The following is a 22,037-nucleotide window of genomic DNA, read 5'->3' on the forward strand; positions in this document are numbered from 1 at the left end:
GTCGTGGTCGCTCGCGCGGTTCCCCGCGCCCCTAAGCCGGCTGCACCACTGCCAGCAACATGCCGACCTCCACCTGCTGTCCCGGGGTGGCGTGGAGGGCGCTCACGGTCCCTGTCGCCGGGGCCGTGATCCTGTGCTGCATCTTCATGGCCTCCAGCCACAGGAGGGGCTGTCCGGCTTCCACGGCGGCTCCCTCGGTCAGACCCTCCGCGATGCGGACGACCGTGCCCGGCATGGGGGCCAGGAGGGAGCCGGGGGCGTGCTGGGTGGCGGGGTCGGGGAAGCGGGGCAGGGCGGTGAGGGCGGTGGCGCCGACGTACACGCGGTCGCCGTAGCGGCTCACCTCGTAACGGCGCCGCACACCGTCCACGTCCAGGATCACGAGCCCCGCGTCGGCCCGGACGACCCGCACCCCGTCGGCTGTCAGGCCCTCGCGCGTGTACCGGTAGCGGACCTCGTGTTCCTCGCCCCCCATGGCGTACCGCTTGGTCTGCGGCTGCGAGGCCACGTTGCGCCAGCCGCCGAAGCGGGAGCGGCCGTGGGCGTCGGCGAGGGCGGCGGCGAGCGGGGCACAGGGGTCGGCGACGGGGGTGGTCAGCTCGGGCAGGTGGCGGTCGTAGAAGCCGGTGTCCATACGGGCTTCTACGAACTCCTCGTGCCGCAGGGAGCGGACGAGGAGGTCCCGGTTGGTGACGGGGCCGTGGATCACCGCGCGGTCCAGTGCCGAGGCGAGCTTGCGGATCGCCTCCGCGCGGGTGGGCGCGTGGGCGACGACCTTGGCGAGCATCGGGTCGTAGTGGACGCCGATGTCGTCGCCGTCCGTGTAGCCGGTGTCCAGGCGCACGCCGTCGGGGACGGCGAGGCGGTGCAGCCGGCCGGTCTGCGGGGTCCAGTCGTGGGCGGGGTCCTCGGCGTAGAGGCGGGCCTCCACGGCGTGACCGTGCGCGCGTGGGGGGTCGTGGTCCAGGGCGTGCCCCTCGGCGACGCGGATCTGCTCGGCGACGAGATCGACACCGGCCACGGCCTCCGTCACCGGGTGTTCCACCTGGAGACGGGTGTTCATCTCCAGGAAGTGCGCCCGGCCGTCGGCGACGAGGAACTCCACCGTGCCGGCCCCGACGTAGGAGACGGCACGCGCGGCGCGTACGGCGAGGGCGTGGAGCTCCTCGGTGAGCCGCGCGGGCAGCCCGGGTGCCGGGGCCTCCTCGATCACCTTCTGGTGACGGCGCTGGAGCGAGCAGTCGCGGGTGCCGAGCGCCCACACCGTGCCGTGGGTGTCGGCGAGCACCTGCACCTCGACGTGCCGTCCGCCCTCCACATAGGGCTCGACGAACACCTCGCCGTCGCCGAAGGCGCTCGCGGCCTCCGCGCGGGCGGCGGACAGTTCGCCGTCCAGGTCCACGAGCCGCCGTACGACGCGCATGCCGCGCCCGCCGCCGCCCGCCGCCGCCTTCACCAGCACCGGCAGATCGGTCTCGGTGACCTCGCGCAGGGGCTCGATGCCCATCAGCTCCTTGGCGCGCGTCTTGGACGCCATCGCCTCGATCGCCTCCGGAGACGGTCCGATCCACACCAGACCCGCGTCCCGTACGGCCCGCGCGAAGCCGGCGTTCTCGGAGAGGAAGCCGTAGCCGGGGTGCACGGCGTCCGCGCCGGCCGCGAGGGCGGCCTTCACGATCAGGTCACCGCGCAGATAGGTGTCCGCGGGCGCCGCTCCCGGGAGGCGTACCGCCGCGTCCGCCACGCGCGCGTGGAGCGCGTCCTCGTCGGCGTCCGAGTGCACGGCGACCGTGCGGATGCCCAGCTCACGGCAGGTGCGGACGATACGGCAGGCGATCTCGCCGCGGTTCGCCACCAGTACGGAAGTAATCATGGCCCTCACATCCGGAAGACGCCGAAGCCACCGCGCGCGCCCTCGTAGGGCGTGGTGTGGATGGCCGAAAGGCACAGGCCGAGAACGGTGCGGGTGTCGCGCGGGTCGATGACACCGTCGTCGTACAGCCGCCCGGACAGGAACATGGGCAGCGACTCGGACTCGATCTGCTGCTCCACCATGGCGCGCAGCGCCGCGTCCGCCTCGTCGTCGTACGGCCGTCCCTTCGCCGCCGCCGACTGCCGCGCGACGATCGACAGCACGCCGGCGAGCTGCTGCGGGCCCATGACGGCGGACTTGGCGCTGGGCCAGGCGAAGAGGAAGCGCGGGTCGTAGGCGCGGCCGCACATGCCGTAGTGCCCGGCACCGTAGGAGGCGCCCATGAGGACGGAGAGGTGGGGGACCTTCGAGTTGCTGACCGCGTTGATCATCATGGCGCCGTGCTTGATGATGCCGCCCTGCTCGTACTCCTTGCCGACCATGTAGCCGGTGGTGTTGTGCAGGAAGAGCAGGGGGATGTCGCGCTGGTTGGCGAGCTGGATGAACTGGGCGGCCTTCTGGGACTCCTCGCTGAAGAGGACCCCCCGGGCGTTGGCGAGGATGCCGACGGGATGACCGTGGAGGGCGGCCCAGCCGGTGGTGAGGCTGGTGCCGTAGAGCGGTTTGAACTCGTCGAAGTCGGAGGAGTCGACGATCCGCGCGATGACCTCGCGCGGATCGAAGGGGATCTTCAGATCGCCCGGGACGATGCCGAGGAGTTCGTCCTCGTCGTACTTGGGGGGCGCCGCCGGTCCCGGGTCGGCGTGCGCCTTGCGGTGGTTGAGGCGGGCGACGACCCGGCGGGCCTGGCGGAGGGCGTCCGGTTCGTCGACGGCGAAGTGGTCGGCGAGGCCCGACACGCGCGCGTGCATCTCGGCGCCGCCCAGGGACTCGTCGTCGCTCTCCTCCCCGGTGGCCATCTTCACCAGCGGCGGCCCGCCGAGGAACACCTTCGCCCGCTCCTTGACCATGATCACGTGGTCGGACATGCCGGGGACGTACGCGCCCCCGGCGGTGGAGTTGCCGAAGACGACGGCGACGGTGGGGATGCCGGCTGCGGACAGCCGGGTGAGGTCCCGGAAGATGGCTCCGCCCGGGATGAAGATCTCCTTCTGGGACGGCAGGTCGGCGCCGCCGGACTCGACGAGACTGATCACCGGGAGCCGGTTGGCGAGCGCGATGTCGTTGGCGCGCAGGGCCTTCTTCAGGCTCCAGGGGTTGCTGGCGCCGCCGCGCACGGTCGGATCGTTGGCGGTGATCAGGCACTCCACGCCCTCGACGACCCCGATGCCGGTGACGAGGGAGGCGCCGACGGTGTAGTCGCTGCCCCAGGCGGCCAGCGGGGAGAGCTCCAGGAAGGGCGTGTCGGGGTCGAGGAGCAGTTCGACGCGCTCGCGGGCGAGCAGCTTGCCGCGCGTACGGTGCCGTTCGACGTACTTGTCGCCGCCGCCCGCGAGGGCCTTGGCATGTTCGGCTTCGAGCTCGGCGAGCTTGGCGAGCATGGCGTCGCGGTGCGCCCGGTACTCCGGGTCGGTCGTGTTCAGGGCCGATTCGAGGACCGTCACAGGAGGGCCTCCGGGATGTCGAGGTGCCGGGAGCGCAGCCATTCGCCGAGCGCCTTGGCCTGCGGATCGAAACGGGCCTGCGCGGCGACGCCCTCGCCGAGGATGCCTTCGACGAGGAAGTTCAGGGCGCGCAGGCGGGGCAGGACGTGCCGGGTGACGGGCAGGTCGCGGGCCTCGGGGATCAGCTCCCGGAACCGCTCGACGGACAGCTCGTGCGCGAGCCACCGCCAGGCCTCGTCGGAGCGGACCCAGACGCCGACGTTGGCGTTCCCGCCCTTGTCGCCGCTGCGGGCACCGGCGAGGAGGCCGAGGGGGGCGCGACGAGCGGGTCCGGCCGCCAAGGGCTCGGGCAGCTCCGGTTCGGGGATGTCGTCGAGTACGGCGGTGTCGTGCGGCGCGTCCACGGTGATACGGCGTCCGTCATGGAGGACGGCCACATGGCCGACGTCGCCATGGGGGACGTACACATCCTCGAAGACCCCGTACGGGGAGCCCTTCCCCGGTGGTGCCATGACATGGAACCCGGGGTAGCTCGCCAGCGCCAGCTCGATGGCGGCCCCGCTCAGCACCCGCCCGACCGCCTCCTGCCGGGGATCGCGTACGACGAGCCGCAGCAGCGCGCCGGCGGTCTCCTCGGTGCCCGCGTCGGACCGGTCGGTGCGTGCCAGCTCCCAGCGCACCTCGGCGGGCGGCGACTTGGCGAGCGCGTCGCCCATCTGCTCCTTCACGAGGTCGGCCTTGGCCTCGATGTCGAGCCCGGTGAGCACGAACACGACCTCGTTGCGGAACCCGCCCAGCCGGTTGAGCCCGACCTTGAGCGTGGGCGGAGGGGCTTCTCCTCGGGCGCCTTCGACGCGCACCCGGTCGGGCCCGTCCTGGGTGAGCCGTACGGTGTCCAGCCGCGCGGTGACATCGGGCCCGGCGTACCGGGCGCCGCCCGTCTCGTAGAGCAGCTGCGCGGTGACGGTCCCCACGTCGACGAAGCCGCCGGTGCCGGGGTGCTTGGTGATGACGCTGCTGCCGTCGGCGTGGATCTCGGCGAGGGGGAATCCGGGACGCCGGAGGTCACGGGGTTCGCGCTCGCCGAAGAAGGCGTAGTTCCCGCCGGTGGCCTGCGTCCCGCACTCCAGGAGGTGCCCGGCGACGACGGCCCCCGCGAGCCGGTCGTGGTCCGTCGCCGCCCAGCCGAAGTGGGCGGCGGCGGGACCGGTGACGAGGGCCGCGTCGGTGACCCGCCCGGTGACGACCACGTCGGCACCCGCGCGGAGGCATTCCGCGATCCCGGATCCGCCGAGGTAGGCGTGGGCGGCGAGGCTGCCTGGGTACCGCGCGGTGAGGTCGTCGCCCTCGACGTGGGCGACCCGTACGGGGACGCCGAGCCGGCCGGCGAGGGCGCGCACGGCGTCGGCGAGCCCCGCCGGGTTCAGCCCGCCCGCGTTGGTGACGATCCTGACGCCCCGCTCGTGGGCGAGCCCGAGGGTCTCCTCCAGCTGCCGCAGGAAGGTCCGGGCGTATCCGGCCGTCGGATCCTTCAGCCGGTCGCGGGCGAGGATGAGCATGGTCAGCTCGGCGAGGTAGTCGCCGGTGAGGACGTCGACCTCGCCGCCGGTGAGCATCTCGCGCAGGGCGTCGAAGCGGTCGCCGTAGAAGCCGGAGAAGTTCCCGATGCGCAGGGTCGCTTCCGTTGCCGTCGACTTCGCGGTCACCGCGCGGTGTCCCCCTTCGGCTCCCGTCCGCCGCCGGGCGGTCCGGCGAAGGCCTGGGCGATGTCCAGCCAGCGGTCGGCGTCGGGGCCGTCGGCGGTGAGGGCGAGGTCCGCGCGGTGGGCGCGCTGGGTGACGAGAAGGCAGAAGTCGAGCGCGGGCCCGGTGACCCGCTGGGACGCGTCCTCGGGACCGTACGCCCATACCTCACCCCCCGACCCGACGAGCTCGACGCGGAAGGGCTCGGCGGGCGGGGTGAGCCCATGCGCCCCGTACGCGAAGTCCCGGGTCCGCACCCCGAGCCAGGCCACATGCCTCAGCCGGTCACTGGGTGGCCGCGTCACACCGATCGCGTCGGCGATGTCGAGTCCATGAGCCCAGGTCTCCATGAGGCGGGCGGTGGCCATGGAGGCGGCCGACATGGGCGGCCCGTACCACGGGAACCGCGCCCCGGCCGGCGCCTCCCGCAGCGCCTTCTCCAGCGCCGCGCGCCCCTCCCGCCACCGCGCGAGCAGCTCGGCGGGCTCGGCCCGGGCGTACTCCTCGGCACCGTCGTCGACGAAGGTCTGCGGGGCGGCCAGGGCCCCTTCCACCAGCGTCCGGAACCCGTCCGCGTCGGTGACCGCGAGCAGCGACGAGTGGTCGGTCCAGGCGAGGTGGGCGATCTGGTGGGCCAGGGTCCAGCCGGCGGCGGGCGTCTGCAGCGCCCATTGCCCGGGGCTCAGCCCGGCCACGAGCCGGTCGACCTCCTCGCTCTCCTCACGCAGGTCGTCGATCACGGGCGTCGGATCGGACACGAGGCGCTCCCCTCGGGACACCGGCACGGCGGTGTGCGGCGCGGTTGCGTGGAGCATGGCAGCGGAGCCGGAAACAAGCAAGCACGCTTGCATGGATTTTTGCGAGCACTGTTCCCGGGACTCCGATCGCCTGAGCGGCCGCCCCGTTCTTCGCCGGACTCTCAGGAGAGTGGATCCGGTGTCACTTGCCAAATGGTGACGAGCTCCGAGCGCGGCGTAATCATGTACACGAAAAAGCCACCGGCGACGAACGCGTGCTTGGCACCCTCGTCGGCGCCCTGGTACCCGGGTCCGTGAAGGTGAAGCACCTCAGCCGCCCTGACCAGTTCATCGGCCGCCCTCGCCACCTCTGCGAGGAAGCCGTCCGGAGCTCCGCCTGCAACCGTCTCGTGGTCGGGCACGTACTCCCAACGCCAGGTCACTCCGCGCGCACCGCCTCGGCAGCCTGGCGATAGAGGGAGCTCGCTGTCCTGAGATGCCTCTGGGCCTCATCCGCTGTGGTGGCGATCCGGGCGAGGTACTCCGCGCGGTGGTACTCCCTGGCCGTAACCGGGTGTCGCTCGATCTCGATCAGAGCGGCCCAATGGCTGAGGTAAGCGTGTACCGGCTTGAGCGAACCGTGCTCCACCGCCTCCGAGAGCGCCTGATCCTTCGCCTGGTCGTATGCCGCCAACAGGCCGGGAGCGACCACCGTGCAGGCAGCCCGCAGGGCGCCGGGTGTTCGCTCCGGGCGGGGAATCAGCGGGCGATCGCCGACGGTCTCGGTGTGCTGCACGCTCATTGGCGCTGTTCCCTTCGTGCCTCTGGGGACGGGCCGGTCACGCGACGGGGCCGGTTGCTTCGAGAGACGAGTGCGACTCTAGTCCTGACACACCTCGCCACGCCCGGCGACCGTCAGGAGACGGCCTCCGCCCCCTTCACCTTCCCCCGCCCCACCTGCGTCCGCACCGCGCCCATGCTCGCCGCGATGACCAGGGCGATGGCGGCGGCCTCGGCGGCGGAGAGGGCCTGGTCGAGGATCAGGAAGCCCGCGGTGGCCGCGAGGGCCGGTTCCAAACTCATCATGATCGCGAAGGTGGAGGCGGGCAGGCGGCGCAGGGCGAGGAGTTCCAGGGTGTACGGGAGCACGGAGGACAGCACCGCGACCGCCGCGCCCAGGGCGAGGACCGTCGGGTCGAGGAGCTTCGTGCCGGACTCCACGACCCCGAGGGGAAGGAACAGTACGGCCGCCACGGCCATGGCGAGGGCGAGCCCGTCCGCCTGGGGAAAGCGGCGGCCCGTACGTGCGCTGAAGACGATGTACGCCGCCCACATGGCGCCGGCGCCCAGTGCGAAGACCACACCCAGCGGGTCGAGGCTGCTGAAGCCTCCACCGCCGAGCAGGAACACACCGGCGAGGGCCAGCCCGGCCCACACGAGGTTGACCGCACGCCGGGAGGCCAGGACGGAGAGGATGAGCGGGCCGAGGACCTCCAGCGTGACCGCCGGGCCGAGCGGGATGCGGGCGACGGACTGGTAGAAGAGGCCGTTCATCGCCGCCATGGCGACACCGAAGACGATCACCGTGCCCCAGTCGGCGCGCGAGTGTCCGCGCAGCCGGGGCCGGCACAGCACCATCAGCACGATCGCGGCCACCAGCAACCGCAGGGTCACGACCCCGAGCGCACCGGCCCGCGGCATCAGCGTCACCGCCAGCGCCCCGCCGAACTGCACGGAGACCCCACCGGCGAGGACCAGCCCGACCGGCCCCAGGGAGCCCCGCCCGCGCGGAACGCCGGCCGGTGTGGGCGCACGGCCGTGCTGCTGCCCCGTCCCGGTTGCGGTGGACGGGGTGGCGGCGCTGGAGGTGGTCACGGTGCCTTCCAGGGACGTGGGGACGAGAACTTGCCTGTAGGGATTGTGCATCCTGATGGACTGCTCAGTCCACTACATTAAACCGAGTCAGCACCGTGAAGCAGCTACATACCTGACCATGCGATCCGCGCCCCGCCGCGGTCAACTCCGTCCGTCACGTGGACCCGTCGCTCTTGGACCGCATCACGTTCGGACAGCGCGGGAAAGATACGGTTTCCACTGCTGACACCCGCCACCGCTCCCATCATCCGAGGCCCCGTGCGACGACTCATTGCCCGACTCTGGCGCCTCCTGCGCCCGGTTCAGAGCCGCATCATGTGGTTGCTGCACGCCAAGTTCGTGGTGGGCGTGACCGGTGTGGTGCGCGACGACGAGGGGCGGGTGCTGCTGCTCCGGCACCGGATGTGGCCGCCGGGCCGCCAGTGGGGCCTGCCGAGCGGCTTCGCGCGCAAGGGCGAGGACTTCCGGGCGACCGTGGTGCGCGAGGTCAAGGAGGAGACCGACCTCGACGTGGAGGTGGGCCGCCTGGTCATGCTGAACAGCGGTTTCCGCACGCGCATGGAGGTGGCCTACGAGGCCCGCCTGCTCGGCGGCGAACTGCGCCTCGACCCCTTCGAGATCCTGGAGGCCCGCTGGTGCCGCCCGGACGACCTCCCGGAGGGCGTCCAGCCGGCGTGTCACCCGCTGGTGCGGGGCGAGACGGTTCCCTGAGGGCGCCGGGAGGCAGGCTGTAACGGCTCAATTGAGCGCACCCAGGACAGAAGGGCGGCGACTGCTCACGTGTTTTCCAGAGCGGTCGCCAGCACCTCCGCCAGGTGCCGCCCCCGAACGCCCGCCAGCTGCTCCAGCTGTGTACGGCAGGAGAAGCCGTCGGCCAGGACGACCGCCTCCTCCGGGGCTTCCCGTACCGACGGCAGGAGCTGGTCCTCCGCGCAGGCCCTGGAGACCTCGTAGTGGCCCTCCTCGAAGCCGAAGTTGCCCGCCAGACCGCAGCAGCCGCCCGCCAGTTCGCCGGTGAGGCCCGCCGCCGCGCGCAGCCGGCGGTCCGGCGCCTCCCCCAGGACCGCGTGCTGGTGGCAGTGCGTCTGACCGGTGACCGGGCGGTCCAGGGACGGTGGGGTCCAGTCCGGGGCGTGCTGCTCCAGCACCTCCGCGAAGGTCAGGACCCGTGCCGCGAGCAGCGCCGCGCGGGGGTCGTCGTGGAGGAGTTCCGGGGCGTCCGTGCGCAGGGCCGCCGCACAGCTCGGTTCCAGGACGACCAGCGGGGCGTCCGTGTCCAGGACCGGTTCCAGGAGGTCGAGGGTGTGACGCAGGACCGCACGGGCGCGGTCCAGCTGGCCCGTGGAGATGTACGTCAGGCCGCAGCAGACCCGGCCCCTGCGGGCCGTCAGCAGGGACAGGGCCGAGCGGGTGCGGGCGTCGCCCACCCTGCCGGTCGTCCGTAGGGTCGGAGGCAGCGCCACCCGCAGACCCGCCGCCTCCAGTACCCGTACGGCCGCCCGGCCCACCGACGGCGACAGGTGCTCGGTGAAGGTGTCCGGCCACAGGACCACCAGCTTCCCCCCACCGGAGGGCGCTCGCCGCCCCCGCCACCACCGCGTGAACGTCTCCCCCGCCACCCGGGGGATCTCCCGCTCGCCCGCGATGCCGCCCAGCCGTTTCGCCGCCCGTGCGAACGGTCCTACGGAGGCGAGAGCGTTGACCACCCCCGCCGACCTCGTCCGCCCCACCCAGCCCAGCCACACCGGCAGCCACCCCATCGCGTAGTGCGCGGCCGGACGGCGGCGGCCCTCGTAGTGGTGGTGCAGGAACTCCGCCTTGTACGTGGCCATGTCGACCTCGACCGGGCAGTCCGAGCGGCAGCCCTTGCAGGACAGGCACAGGTCCAGCGCGTCCCGTACCTCCGTGGAGCGCCAGCCGTCGGTCACCAGCTCGCCCGCGAGCATCTCGTGCAGCAGGCGTGCGCGCCCGCGCGTGGAGTGCTGTTCCTCGCCCGTCGCGCGGAAGGAAGGGCACATCACCGCAGGGCCGGACACCGTCGTCGTACGGCACTTGGCGACGCCCACGCAGCGCCGCACCGCCGCCGAGAAGTCGCCGCCGTCGGCGGGGTAGCCGAAGGCGACGTCCACCGGTTCGCGCGGGAGGACGGAGAAGCGGAGGTTCGCGTCCAGGGGTGCCGGGCGGACCAGCATGCCGGGGTTGAGCAGGTCGTCCGGGTCCCAGACGGCCTTCACGCGTTCGAAGAGGGCGACCGTCTCCGCGCCGTACATGCGCGGCAGCAGCTCGGCGCGTGCCTGTCCGTCGCCGTGCTCCCCGGAGAGCGAGCCGCCGTGCGCCACGACCAGGCCGGCCAGCTCCTCCGAGAAGCGCCGGAAGCGGGCGATGCCCGGCGCCGTCAGCAGGTCGAAGTCGATGCGTACGTGGATGCAGCCGTCCCCGAAGTGCCCGTACGGGGTGCCGCGCAGCCCGTGGTCCACCATGAGCGCCCGGAAGTCGCGCAGGTACGCGCCGAGCCGGGCGGGCGGCACCGCGCAGTCCTCCCAGCCGGGCCAGGCCTCCCTGCCGTCCGGCATCCGGGTCGCCGTACCGCTCGCGTCCTCCCGGATCCGCCACAGTGCGCGCTGCCGGGCCGGGTCGGTGACCACCAGCGTGTCCAGGACGTCCGCCGCGCGGGCGATCGTCTCCGCACGCGCGCGTGCCTCCGCCTCCGTGTCCCCGCCGGTCTCCACGAACAGCCAGGCGCCCCCGCGCGGGAGGTCCGCGCCGGGCGGCACGAGATCGGCCGCCATGCCCTCCACCGTCAGCGGTCCGTGCTCCAGGAGCCCCGCCGCCGCCTCCGCGGCCCCGCTCTCGTCCACGTACGCCAGCACGGCGAGCGCACGCGCGCGGGGTGCCCGTACGAGATCCACGACCGCCTCCGTGAGCACGCCCAGCGTGCCCTCCGAGCCGCAGAAGGAGCGGGCGACATCGGCGCCCCTCTCGGGCAGCAGGGCGTCCACGGCGTATCCGGAGATACGGCGGGGGAGGTCGGGGAAACCCGTGCGCAGACGGGCCAGTTCGCCGTCGACCAGCTCGCGCAGTCCCGCCGGGGCGCCCGCCCACGCCCGTCCCGGTCGCAGGCGCTCCCCGCGCGGGGTGACGACCGACAGTTCCCGCACGCTGTCGGCCGTCGTACCCCAGGCCACCGAGTGGGAGCCGCAGGAGTTGTTGCCGATCATGCCGCCGAGGGTGCAGCGGCTGTGGGTGGCGGGGTCGGGGCCGAAGCGCAGGCCGTGGGGGGCTGCGGCCTCCTGGAGGCGGTCGAGGACGAGGCCGGGCTGGACGACGGCCGTGCGCGCCTCCGGGTCGAGGGACAGCAGACGGTTCATGTGCCGTGTGAAATCGAGCACCACACCGGTGCCGGTCGCCTGCCCCGCGATCGACGTGCCGCCGCCGCGCGGCACCACGGGGACGCCGTACGTCCGGCACACCGACAGCGCCGCCGCCACGTCGTCGGCGTCCCGTGGGGCGATCACGCCGAGCGGCACCCGGCGGTAGTTGGAGGCGTCCATCGTGGTCAGCGCCCGTGCGGTCGCGGTGAAGTCGACCTCGCCGCGCACGGCGGCCCGCAGCCCGGCCGACAGTTCCCGGTGATCCGTCATGCCCTCAGGATGCCTCCGCGAGGGCCGGGCACGGGCGACGGCGCACGCGTCCCGTGGCCTCCCGGACCTTCCCGGAACCCGCACGGGATGGGTTCATTACCGAAAATGGAAGCGGAATCTTCCCAAGTCAATCACGAACTCTCATATAGTGACCGCGAGTTGCGCGCAGTTGTCGGACCTCGTTCGAAAAGCGACCCCCGAATCAGGTCCGGTATCGCCATGGAACCCGCCCGGGGGCCGCGCAGGCATGACGGCGCACGCCCGCGGACCCGACCGAGGACCCGACCGAGGACCCTGATTGATGACCTCCCCCCTGCTCCCCGGTGACCGCCCCACCCCCCGCAGTCTGCTGCCCGTTCCCCTGATCACCGCGGCAGTCGCCGCGATCGCGGTCCTCGCCGCCGTCTTCCTCGGGCCGGACGACGCGATCACCGCTCTCGCCGTGGCCGGCACGGTGGCCGCCGTGCTGCTGTGCGCGGCGGCCACGGTGGCCACGTACGCCGTCCTGTCGGCGCGAGCCGCCCGGACACGGCTGGACGCCGTCACCCAGGACGTCGGCCGGCTGCTCCAGGAACGCGCCCGGCTGACGGAGGAGTCCCGCCGCCAGCACGAGCGGCTGACCGGCGAACTCACCCGCGAGCGGGCCCGGTTGTCCGCCGAACTGGACCAGGAGCGCAACCACCTCGCCAAGACCCTGGCCGCCGAACGCGACCGCCTCACCGAGCAGCACGCCGCGGACACCGCCCGCTTGACGCGGGACCACGCCGACGAGCGGGTCCGGCTCATCGGTGACCACGCCGACGAGCGGGCCCGGCTCACGGACGACCACACCGCCGCGCTGAAGCGGATCGCCGAGGAGCACGCCGAGAAACTGCGCCTCATCACCGAGGAACACGGCGCCCACACCGCCCGGTCGGCCCGCGACCACGCGGAGGAGCGCGACCGGCTGGCCGAGGAGCGGGACCGGCTCAGGGCGGAGCGGGACCGGCTCACCGCGGAGAACTCGCGGCTGACCGCCCGACTGCGCGAGGCCGACGGCGCCCGGACCGCCGCACTGTCCGCGACCGCCAACGCGGCCGGACGCATGCAGGCCCTCTCCACCGGCATGCTCGCCGACCTGCGCGCGATGGAGGAGAAGCACCACGACGAGGAGGTCCTCGCCGACCTGCTCCACCTCGACCACCGCACCGCGCAGGCGGGCAGGATCGCCGACTCCGTCGCCGTCCTCACCGGTGCCCGCTCCGGCCGCCGCTGGGCCCGGCCCATCGCCATGGAGTCGATCCTGCGCGGCGCCATGGGCCGGATCAGCGGCTACCAGCGGGTCAGGATCCACTCCGCCAGCGACATCGCGGTCGCCGGGCACGCCGCCGAGGGCGTGATGCACGCGCTCGCCGAACTCCTCGACAACGCCGCGAACTTCTCGCCGCCGACCGCCGAGGTCCACGTGTACGTCGAGGAGGTCCCGGCCGGGGTCATCGTGTCCGTCGAGGACAGCGGGCTCGTCATGGGCGAGGCGCAGCTGCGTCGCGCCGAGCGCGCGGTCTCCGGCGAGTCCACCGGACTCGGGGGCCTCACCGGCACCCGGCTCGGCCTCGCCGTGGTCGGCAGGCTGTCCCGGCGGTACGGGCTCCGGGTCTCCTACCGGCCCTCGGCCCGCGGCGGCACGGGCGTCCTGATACTCGTCCCGCAGGACATCCTCGTACCGCCGGACGGGCCCACGGCCCCGTCGGCGGGCACCCCGACGGCCGGCATCGCCGCCGCACCGACGGCCCGCACGGCGACACCGGCCACCGCTCCGTCCGCCACCGCCGCCCCGGCGACGGGCACCGCGTCGACGGCCCGCAGCGCCGCCCCGGCCGGCACACCGTCCGTCCCCGCCACCCCGGCCGGCCTCACCGAAACGCCGGAGCACGTCCTGCCCCAGCGCCGGAGCGACCGCCCGAAGACCGGCCCGGCCTCCACCACCGACCGGCCGGAACCGGAGACGAGCCACGTCACCGCGCACGGCGGCGGCGCCCCGGGCGACAGCAGGGGCGACGGCGGCACCGGCACCGCCGCGGCGGACCGGACGACAACCCCCGGGAGCACCCGCCCCACCCCCTCCTACGCGGCCTCCCGCGCCGGCGCCGACCTCGACCCCGACCCGGTGCCGACCCACGAGTCCCCGGACCGGGACTCCGACGCACCCCCGCTCGTGCTGCCCCGCCGGCGCCGGGGCCGGACCCTCGCCGAGGCGGAGCGCACGCGTCCGGGCACCCGTGACACCACGCCCCGGCCCGCCCCGACCGCCGAGGAGACCAAGGCCCGCACCGCACGCTTCAGCAGCTTCCGCCAGGCCGTCCGCCCTCCCACCCCGGACGACACGGCCGACCCGGACACCGGCACCACCGCCGATGCGACCCCCGAAACACAGCCCACCCCCGCGACCCCGGAAGGCGACACCACCTCATGACCGGCACGACGACCGCCGACGAGAAGCTCACCTGGCTGATAGAGGGCCTGCTGGAGCGCACGCCGGGCGCGCGGCACGCGCTCGTGCTCTCCCGTGACGGCCTGAAACTGTGCCGCACCCCGGAGCTGTCCACCGACCAGGCCGACCAGCTCGCCGCGATCGCCGCCGGCATCCAGTCGCTGTCGCACGGCGCCTCCGTCGAGTTCGGCGACGGCAGCGGCGGCGTGCGCTCGGCGATGACCGAGTTCTACGGTGGCGTGCTGTTCATCGTGGAGGCCGGCGAGGGCGCGCACCTGGCCGTCGTCACCACCGAGGACGCGGACGCCGGGCTCATCGGTCACAACATGAGCGAGCTCGTGGAGCAGCTCGGCGAACACCTGACCGCGCAGCCGCGCACCTCATGAGCAGGCCCGGCAGGGACGACTCCCCGGACCGGCTCTACACCCTCACCGGAGGGCGCAGCCGGTCCGGTCCCGACAACCCCTTCGACCTGGTGACCCTGGTCGTCGCCGAGTGCGATCCGGTGCCCGGCATGCAGTCCGAGCACGCGGCGATCCTGCGGTTGACCGACCGCCCCACGGCGGTCGTGGAGATCGCGGCCGAGCTGAAGCTGCCCGTGAGCATCACCCGGATCCTGCTCTCCGACCTACAGGCGGCGGGCCGGGTCAGCGCCCGTCACCCCCGCAAGGCCGCCGTACCCGACCCCGACATCCTGGAGCAGGTGCTCGTTGGACTCCGCAACCTCTGAGACGCGCACGCCGTTGGGCGCGTCGGCCGACAACGGCCTGAAGATCGTGGTCGTGGGCGGCTTCGGCGCCGGCAAGACGACGATGGTCCGCTCGGTCAGCGAAATCCGTCCCCTCAACACCGAGGAGACGATGACCCAGGCCGGGGAGGCCGTCGACGACACCAGCGGGGTGAGCGGCAAGACCGCGACCACCGTCGCCTTCGACTTCGGCCGCATCACCCTCGACTCGCACAATGTGCTGTACGTGTTCGGCGCCCCCGGCCAGGAACGCTTCTGGTTCCTGTGGGACCGGCTGTTCTCCGGCACGCTCGGCGCGGTCGTGCTGGTCGACACCCGGCGCATCGACGACTCCTGGTACGCCATCGACCGGCTGGAGAAGCACGGCACGCCGTTCATCGTGGCGTGCAACGACTTCGGCGGCGCCACGTTCACTCCCCAGCAGATCCGCGAGGCCCTCGACCTCGATCCGCACGTGCCGCTGGTCAACTGCGACGCGCGGTCCCGGGAGTCCAGCAAGATCGTGCTGATCACGCTGGTGGAGCACATCCAGTCCCTGTACGCCGACCCGGCCCGAGCCCCTCGTCAGGAGCTGGTGTGAGTCCCGCCTCCGCCCCCAACACCGTCCGCTTCAGCGGGGCCCTGCTCCAGGACGACCCGGCCCGCGTGTACCGGGAGATGCGACGCGAGCACGGCAGCGTCGTCCCGGTGCTGCTGGACGGGGACGCCCCGGCGTGGCTGGTGCTCGGCTACCGCGAGCTGCACCAGATCACCGGCGACCCGGTGCTGTTCAGCCGCGACTCCGACCTGTGGAACCAGTGGGAGAACATCCCCGACGACTGGCCGCTGCTGCCGATGATCGGCCGTAAGCAGCCGTCGATCCTGTACACCGTCGGCGAGCGGCACCGCGAGCGGGCCGGGATGCTGGTGAACGCGCTGGAGGCGGTCGACCCGTTCGAACTGCGCGGTTACGCCGAGAAGTTCGCGGACGAGCTGATCGACGGCATCTGCCCCAAGGGCACCGCCGACATCATCGGCGAGTTCGCGATGCTGCTGCCGGTGCGGGTGCTGGCCCGGCTCTTCGGCTTCTCCGACGAGGAGGGGCCGGCCCTGGTCACCGCTCTCAACGACATGATCGACGGGCGGGAGCGGGCCCTCGCGGGCCAGACCCACCTGTTCACGTCGATGACGGAGCTGGTGGCCACCCGCAAGAGCGCGCCCGCCGAGGACGTCGCGTCCCGGATGCTCGCCGACACCTCGGGCTTCACCGAGGAGGAGATCGTCCAGGACATGATGGTGATGCTGGCGGCCGGACACCAGCCGACCGCCGACTGGATCGGCAACTCCCTGCATCTGATGCTCACCGACGCCCGGTTCGCCGCCTCCCTCTTCGGGGGCCGCAACAGCATCGCCGAGGCGATGAACGAGGTGCTGTGGGAGGACACGCCCTCCCAGGTCATCGCCGCCCGCTGGGCGTCCCGCGACACCCAGCTCGGCGGTCGCCGCGTCCGCGCCGGCGACATGCTGCTCCTCGGCCTGCAGGGCGCCAACTCCGACCCGCAGGTGCGGACCGACGGCTCGGCGCTGACCGGCGGCAACAGCGCGCACTTCTCCTTCGGTCACGGGGAGCACCGCTGCCCGTTCCCGGCACAGGAGATCGCCGAGGTGATCGCCCGGACCGGCATCGAGGTCGTACTGGACCGGCTGCCCGACATCGACCTCGCGGTGCCGGCCGCGAACCTGACCCGCCGCCCGTCGCCGTGGTTGCGCGGGCTGTCCGAACTCCCGGTCACGTTCACACCCACTCCCGCCCTTGGAGGCTCGCTCGCATGACGGCTGGTACGGACACGACGACGACGGACATCGAACAGACCCGCATCCCCCTCGATCCCTTCGTCTCCGACCTGGACGGGGAGAGCGCCGCGCTGCGGGCCGCCGGGCCGCTGGCCGCCGTGACGCTGCCGGGTGACGTACCGGTGTGGGCGGTCACCCACCACGCCGAGGCGAAGAGGCTGCTCACCGACCCGCGTCTGGTGAAGGACATCAACGTCTGGACCGCCTGGCAGCGCGGCGAGATCGCCCCCGACTGGCCGCTGATCGGGCTGGCCAACCCGCCCCGCTCCATGCTCACCGTGGACGGCGCCGACCACCGCCGGCTGCGCACCCTGGTCGCGCAGGCGCTCACCCCCCGCCGGGTGGAGCGGATGCGGGAGCGGATCACGGAGCTGACCGACGGCCTGCTGGACCAGGTGGCCGACCGGTCCGGCGACACGCTCGACCTGAAGGCGGCGTTCGCCTACCCGCTGCCGATGTACGTCATCGCCGACCTGATGGGTCTTGCGGAGGAGCGGCTGCCGCGGCTGAAGGAGCTGTTCGAGAAGTTCTTCTCGACGCAGACCCCGCCGGAGGAGGTCATCGCGACGCTGACCGAGCTGGCCGGGATCATGGCGGAGACGGTCGCGTACAAGCGGGAGAACCCGGGCGACGATCTGACGTCCGCGCTGATCCAGGCGTCGGAGGACGGCGACCGTCTCACCGACCAGGAGATCGTCGCCACGCTCCAGCTGATGGTCGCGGCCGGCCACGAGACGACGATCTCCCTCATCGTCAACGCGGTGGTCAACCTCTCCCTCCACCCCGAGCAGCGGGAAATGGTGCTGTCCGGCAAGGTCGACTGGTCGGCGGTGGTCGAGGAGACGCTGCGGTACGCCACTCCGACGTCCCACGTGCTGATCCGGTTCGCGACGGAGGACATACCGGTGGGCGACAAGGTCCTGCCGGCCGGTGACGCGCTGATCGTGTCGTACGCCGCGATCGGCCGCGACGAGCAGGCGCACGGTCCGTCGGCCGGCGTCTTCGACATCACCCGCGACATCACCAACCGGCACATCTCCTTCGGCCACGGCCCGCACGTGTGCCCCGGCGCCGCGCTGTCCCGCCTGGAGGCCGGCGTGGCCCTCCCGGCCCTGTACGCCCGTTTCCCGGAGCTGGACCTGGCGGTCCCGGCGGACGAGCTGCGCAACAAGCCGGTGGTCACCCAGAACGACCTGTTCGAGCTTCCGGTGAAGCTCGGCGGGTGAGCGACGCGGGTGGTGGACGGACCTCCCCCCGGTCCGTCCGCCACCCGTCCCCTTGCCGTCCGCCACCCGTCTCAGCGGACGGACGATGTTTCGCCCGGGTTTCCCTCAGCCGCTAGGCTCCGGTCGTGGCTGAGATCCGGATTCCTGCTGACATCAAGCCCGCCGACGGTCGTTTCGGTGCGGGCCCCTCCAAGGTACGGACAGAGGCGCTGGACGCCCTGGCCGCGACCGGCACGTCCCTGCTCGGCACCTCCCACCGCCAGGCCCCGGTGAAGAACCTGGTCGGCAAGGTGCGCGAGGGCATCCGTGAGCTGTTCCAGCTCCCCGACGGCTACGAGGTCGTCCTCGGCAACGGCGGCTCCACCGCGTTCTGGGACGTCGCGACCCACGGCCTGATCGAGAACAAGTCGCAGCACCTCACCTTCGGCGAGTTCAGCTCCAAGTTCGCCAAGGCCGCCAAGCTCGCCCCGTGGCTCGCCGAGCCCACCGTCGTCTCCGCCGACCCGGGCACGCACCCGGAGGCCGCCGCCGAGGCGGGTGTGGACGTGTACGCGTTCACCCACAACGAGACCTCCACCGGTGTCGCCATGCCGATCCGGCGGGTGGCCGGCGCCGACGAGGGCTCCCTGGTCCTGGTGGACGCCACCTCCGGCGCGGGCGGCCTCCCGGTCGACATCGCCGAGACGGACGTCTACTACTTCGCCCCGCAGAAGTCCTTCGCCTCCGACGGCGGCCTGTGGATCGGCGTGTTCTCCCCCGCCGCGATCGAGCGCGCCGAACGTGTCCACGCGAGCGGCCGCCACGTCCCGGAGTTCTTCTCCCTCCCCACGGCGATCGACAACTCCCGCAAGAACCAGACGTACAACACCCCGGCACTGGCCACCCTCTTCCTGCTGAACGACCAGCTGGAGTGGATCAACGGCCAGGGCGGCCTCGCCTGGTCCACGGCCCGCACGAAGGACTCCTCGACCCGCCTGTACGGCTGGGCGGACGAGTCCAAGTACGCCACCCCGTTCGTCACCGACCCGGCCAAGCGCTCCCAGGTCATCGGCACGATCGACTTCACGGACGAGATCGACGCCGCCGCCGTCGCCAAGGCCCTGCGCGCCAACGGCATCGTCGACACCGAGCCCTACCGCAAGCTCGGCCGCAACCAGCTCCGCGTCGCGATGTTCCCGGCGATCGACCCGGCGGACGTCGAGGCCCTGACGAAGTGCGTCGACTACGTGATCGAGCAGCTCTGATTCCTCGCGTACGGCGGTGAAGGGCGCCCGGTGAGAAGTCACCGGGCGCCCTTCCGTCTGCAAGGCCCGGGGTCGGCGGCTCCGCCCCGGCCTCACTCCCCGGCGAACAGTTCCTCGGCGCTCGCCACGGTCAAGGAGCGGTCGAGCCAGGTCTCCAGAACGTCCAGGTCCACGCAGGCCATGACCCGCTCGCAGACGGCATCGGAGACCTCGACACCCCGCGCGCGAAGCACCCGCAGCACAGCCTTCGCCTCACCCCTCGCCTCGCCCCTCGCCTCACCGTCGGCGTGCACTTTGTGCCACGCCTCCTCCATCACGGTGCCGTTGCCAGGGAATACCGGGGTGTACGCCTCCATCAGCTTCCTCCAGTAATCACGGGCCGGGCCCTCGCCCAGACCCACCTCGATGATTTCCGCCCAGTCCTTGTGCGGCCCCACGACCGGCCCGACCCCATCCATTATGGCCAGCAGACCAGGATCCTTGGCGTGTGCCAGCACGGAGAACGCGGTGACGGGAATGTCCTGCGCCGCCTCCTCCGGATCTGCGATCAACGGAAGGTTCTTCGGCCCCAGCACCAGCGGGAAGATCTGCATGCTGGTGTGGAAACAGCTGCCGACGCGAATGGGTTCCGCAGCCCAGGACGCCGTCGCCCTGTCCTGGCACACCACCAGCAGGACCGGCGGCAGACGGTACTTGGCGTACAGGTACGCCAAGTAGTACGTCCAGCTGTTGTGCTTCTCCTGAACCGGCTTGCCCTGCGATTCGACCGCGAGCAGAAAGCCACCCCCTTCACCCACCGTACGAACCCGGAAGAGGCTGTCCACCCGCCGTTCCAACGGTCTGATCTCGGTGAGATCGGTGTCCAGGGACTCGATCGAGTGGTACTCGGGGAACGCGATACCCACGCGCGGCAGAAGGCGCGCGAACAGATCCGGTTCCTTGCGGAAGATCTGATGCAGCGTGTCATGCGGTGAACCGACCATGTGCCGGAACGTAGTGGGGCGGCCGTCGTGTCTGCCGCAGTACGAGGGTAGGTTCAGCCGGTCGAGTGAATATGTCTCCGGACTATGACACGCCAGACCTCGATGCTTCCGCACTCGTACGTCTGGCGCCTCCCGAACCCGCACGACGCCCGCTGGCGCCGCTGGTCCGAACGCTGCCACGCCGCAGGGCGTTACCTGCCGTTCCCTCGCGAGGAGGAGTGCTGGAAGCTCCCGGAGCGCAGGCCACCGACCGCCACCTGGCACACCGCCGACGACGTGGTACGCCCCTGCGTCCTCGGACCTTGACACTCCACAGAGGTGAACGGTGTCCACGCCCGTTACGCCCGGCGACCGGGGTGAATCCAGCGGCAAAGCGCCGAGGGGAGCGGATCTCCCGGCGGAACGGCCCGCCGACGGCGGGTCGCCGGGAGATCCGCTCCCCTCACCGCCTACCCGTCGCTCACGTCGCCGTGCAGCTCACGCTCGGCGCACCCCCGCCGCCGGGCGCACCCCCGAAGCCGAAGTCCGTCGAGGCACCCGCCGCGACCGCGCCGTTGTGGGTGGCGTTCGTCGCGGTGACGGTCGCGCCGGACTGGGTGTACGAGGCGTTCCACATGTTCGTCACCTTCTGGGTGCCGGGCCAGGTCCACTTCACCGCCCAGGACTTCAGCGTGGTCGTACCGGTGTTGGTGACCTTCACCTCGGCGTTGAAGCCGCCGCCCCAGTCGTTGCTGACGGTGTAGGCGGCGCTGCACGCGGGGTTGTCACCGCCGGGCTCGTCCGGGTCGTCCGGATCACCGGGGTCACCGGCCGGGAAGCCCGGGGCCTTGATGTCGGCCAGGTACCCGTCCTTCACCGTGTTCACGGTCGTCCAGTCGTTGTTCAGGATCCCGCCCGTGTCACCGGAGTTGGGGTTCCAGGACCAGAAGGTCCAGTGGAAGCCGTCCGAGCCGTGCTCGGACGTGGACCGCAGGTACGTCGCCAGTGTGGAGAGCCACTTCTGGTCCACCTCGGACTCCAGCGTCGTACCGAACTCGCCGAGCCAGACCGGGGCGATGTCCTGCTTGAAGATGTAGCCCCAGTACTTGTCCCAGATCTCCGGCATGTTGGCGGGGAACGACGGGTCGCTGAACCAGTCCTGCTGGGCCACGCTGGTGGCGTAGTCGTGCGCGGAGTAGACGAGCCGGTTCGGCACGTCGAGGCGTACGGGGTGGTCGGCGACGCCCATCAAGTTGCCGCCCCACCAGCCGTTGACGCCGTTGTACGACTGGACGCCCTCGACGAAGACCAGCAGTTCGGGGTTGACGGACAGCACCGCGTTGCCGGCCCGTTCGGCGGCCAGCCGCCAGTCCTTCGTGGTGTCGCCGCAGCCCCAGCAGGCGGGGTCGTGGGGCTCGTTGTGCAGGTCGATGCCGATGACGGTCGGGTCGCCGTCGTAACGGGCGGCGAGTGCCTTGAGGTTGGCGATCCACGTCGACTCGGGGACGGCGGGGGTGTACCAGAGCGCGGACTGTCCGGCCGCGTCCGGGCGGTGCCGGTCGAGGATGACCTTCAGGCCCGACCGGCCCGCGTACGCCACGATCCGGTCCAGCACCTGGAGCGAGTCCAGGCCCTGGAGGTCGGTGTTCTTGCCGTCGAAGTTGATGCTTCCGGGCAGGGCACCCGGTTTGAGGATGTCGTCGCTGAACGGCATCCGGATGGTGTTGTAGCCCAGCGACTTCATCTGGTCGATCATGCTCTTGTAGTCGCGGGCCCACAGGCCGTGCGGCGCGTGGACGTCGGTCTCGAAGCCGAACCAGTTGATGCCGGCGATGCGCACGGGCCGGTCGGCCGCGTCCAGGATCTGCCGGCCGCTGGTGTGCCAGTAGCCGTCGCCCGGCTCCGGCTCCGCCGCACCGGCCGACCGCGCACCCGCCAGCGGCAACAGGAGCGCCGCCATCGCCACGCACAGCGCTCTTCGCAAGCTGCGGAACATGTCGCTGCTTCCTCTCGGGTACGGGCCCGGAACGGATGGGAGCGCTCCCATCACCCCGCGTCCCCATGGAAGACTTGAACCCATGG

Annotated in this window: 19 protein-coding genes; 9 read left to right on the forward strand and 10 right to left on the reverse strand. The window is 72.1% G+C overall.

All coding sequences use genetic code 11. The features are described from left to right. Nucleotides 1-31 precede the first annotated feature (31 nt). From ACH4VX_RS16795 to ACH4VX_RS16825, 7 genes are all read right to left on the reverse strand, one after another. Nucleotides 32-1,873 carry a biotin carboxylase N-terminal domain-containing protein gene (locus tag ACH4VX_RS16795; protein WP_398368144.1) on the reverse strand — a complete coding sequence of 614 codons (1,842 nt, stop codon included), beginning with the start codon at nt 1,871-1,873 and terminating at the stop codon, nt 32-34. 5 nt (nt 1,874-1,878) lie between these two features. Continuing rightward, nucleotides 1,879-3,477 (reverse strand): acyl-CoA carboxylase subunit beta, encoded by a 1,599-nt coding sequence (locus tag ACH4VX_RS16800; protein WP_398368145.1) that lies wholly within the window; start codon nt 3,475-3,477, stop codon nt 1,879-1,881. Continuing rightward, a complete protein-coding gene (locus ACH4VX_RS16805; RefSeq protein WP_398368146.1) occupies nt 3,474-5,183 on the reverse strand; it encodes an acyclic terpene utilization AtuA family protein in 1,710 nt (569 codons plus the stop codon). Before ACH4VX_RS16805 ends, ACH4VX_RS16800 begins: the two co-directional genes overlap by 4 nt. Next, a complete protein-coding gene (locus ACH4VX_RS16810; RefSeq protein WP_398368147.1) occupies nt 5,180-5,977 on the reverse strand; it encodes a TIGR03084 family metal-binding protein in 798 nt (265 codons plus the stop codon). Before ACH4VX_RS16810 ends, ACH4VX_RS16805 begins: the two co-directional genes overlap by 4 nt. Before the next feature lie 161 nt (nt 5,978-6,138). Further along, a complete protein-coding gene (locus ACH4VX_RS16815; RefSeq protein WP_398368148.1) occupies nt 6,139-6,378 on the reverse strand; it encodes a hypothetical protein in 240 nt (79 codons plus the stop codon). A gap of 17 nt (nt 6,379-6,395) precedes the next feature. Continuing rightward, nucleotides 6,396-6,758, reverse strand: a complete 363-nt coding sequence (locus ACH4VX_RS16820; RefSeq protein WP_398368149.1) for a DUF6247 family protein — start codon at nt 6,756-6,758, stop codon at nt 6,396-6,398. A 113-nt stretch (nt 6,759-6,871) separates the two neighbouring features. After that, nucleotides 6,872-7,831, reverse strand: a complete 960-nt coding sequence (locus tag ACH4VX_RS16825) for an EamA family transporter (RefSeq protein ID WP_398368150.1) — start codon at nt 7,829-7,831, stop codon at nt 6,872-6,874. Nucleotides 7,832-8,089: 258 nt separating this feature from the next. Here ACH4VX_RS16825 and ACH4VX_RS16830 point away from each other — a divergent pair, with 258 nt between their 5' ends. Further along, nucleotides 8,090-8,542, forward strand: coding sequence for an NUDIX hydrolase (locus ACH4VX_RS16830; RefSeq protein ID WP_398368151.1), 453 nt, complete (start codon nt 8,090-8,092; stop codon nt 8,540-8,542). A 65-nt stretch (nt 8,543-8,607) separates the two neighbouring features. On the opposite strand, the gene ACH4VX_RS16835 is transcribed toward ACH4VX_RS16830, so the two are convergent. Next, nucleotides 8,608-11,472, reverse strand: a complete 2,865-nt coding sequence (locus tag ACH4VX_RS16835) for an FAD-binding and (Fe-S)-binding domain-containing protein (protein WP_398368152.1) — start codon at nt 11,470-11,472, stop codon at nt 8,608-8,610. A gap of 301 nt (nt 11,473-11,773) precedes the next feature. Between ACH4VX_RS16835 and ACH4VX_RS16840 the strand changes: the two genes are divergently transcribed. The 7 genes from ACH4VX_RS16840 to serC all read left to right on the forward strand — a co-directional run bounded on the left by ACH4VX_RS16840 (nt 11,774) and on the right by serC (nt 18,993). Continuing rightward, the gene (locus ACH4VX_RS16840; RefSeq protein ID WP_398368153.1) at nt 11,774-13,924 is read left to right on the forward strand and encodes an ATP-binding protein; all 2,151 of its coding nucleotides are present in this window, start codon (nt 11,774-11,776) and stop codon (nt 13,922-13,924) included. Continuing rightward, nucleotides 13,921-14,328, forward strand: coding sequence for a roadblock/LC7 domain-containing protein (locus tag ACH4VX_RS16845; protein ID WP_398368154.1), 408 nt, complete (start codon nt 13,921-13,923; stop codon nt 14,326-14,328). Before ACH4VX_RS16840 ends, ACH4VX_RS16845 begins: the two co-directional genes overlap by 4 nt. Beyond that, the gene (locus ACH4VX_RS16850) at nt 14,325-14,672 is read left to right on the forward strand and encodes a DUF742 domain-containing protein (RefSeq protein ID WP_398368155.1); all 348 of its coding nucleotides are present in this window, start codon (nt 14,325-14,327) and stop codon (nt 14,670-14,672) included. Before ACH4VX_RS16845 ends, ACH4VX_RS16850 begins: the two co-directional genes overlap by 4 nt. Continuing rightward, complete coding sequence (locus ACH4VX_RS16855) at nt 14,653-15,270, forward strand: GTP-binding protein (RefSeq protein WP_398368156.1); 618 nt, start codon at nt 14,653-14,655, stop codon at nt 15,268-15,270. Before ACH4VX_RS16850 ends, ACH4VX_RS16855 begins: the two co-directional genes overlap by 20 nt. After that, complete coding sequence (locus ACH4VX_RS16860) at nt 15,267-16,502, forward strand: cytochrome P450 (RefSeq protein ID WP_398368157.1); 1,236 nt, start codon at nt 15,267-15,269, stop codon at nt 16,500-16,502. The genes ACH4VX_RS16855 and ACH4VX_RS16860 overlap by 4 nt, the downstream gene beginning before the upstream one ends. Further along, on the forward strand, nt 16,499-17,749 hold the full coding sequence (locus ACH4VX_RS16865) for a cytochrome P450 (protein WP_398368158.1): 1,251 nt from the start codon (nt 16,499-16,501) through the stop codon (nt 17,747-17,749). Before ACH4VX_RS16860 ends, ACH4VX_RS16865 begins: the two co-directional genes overlap by 4 nt. A gap of 125 nt (nt 17,750-17,874) precedes the next feature. Then, on the forward strand, nt 17,875-18,993 hold the full coding sequence (serC, locus tag ACH4VX_RS16870) for a phosphoserine transaminase (RefSeq protein ID WP_398368159.1): 1,119 nt from the start codon (nt 17,875-17,877) through the stop codon (nt 18,991-18,993). Nucleotides 18,994-19,085: 92 nt separating this feature from the next. Here serC and ACH4VX_RS16875 read toward each other — a convergent pair whose 3' ends face one another. Beyond that, complete coding sequence (locus tag ACH4VX_RS16875) at nt 19,086-19,976, reverse strand: hypothetical protein (RefSeq protein WP_398368160.1); 891 nt, start codon at nt 19,974-19,976, stop codon at nt 19,086-19,088. An 84-nt stretch (nt 19,977-20,060) separates the two neighbouring features. Between ACH4VX_RS16875 and ACH4VX_RS16880 the strand changes: the two genes are divergently transcribed. After that, nucleotides 20,061-20,282, forward strand: coding sequence for a hypothetical protein (locus tag ACH4VX_RS16880; protein WP_398368161.1), 222 nt, complete (start codon nt 20,061-20,063; stop codon nt 20,280-20,282). 154 nt (nt 20,283-20,436) lie between these two features. Here ACH4VX_RS16880 and ACH4VX_RS16885 read toward each other — a convergent pair whose 3' ends face one another. Beyond that, a complete protein-coding gene (locus ACH4VX_RS16885; RefSeq protein WP_398368162.1) occupies nt 20,437-21,951 on the reverse strand; it encodes a cellulase family glycosylhydrolase in 1,515 nt (504 codons plus the stop codon). Between the last annotated feature and the right edge of the window lie 86 nt (nt 21,952-22,037).

This window comes from Streptomyces sp. NPDC020731, assembly GCF_044334705.1.
In the GTDB taxonomy this organism is placed as follows: domain Bacteria; phylum Actinomycetota; class Actinomycetes; order Streptomycetales; family Streptomycetaceae; genus Streptomyces.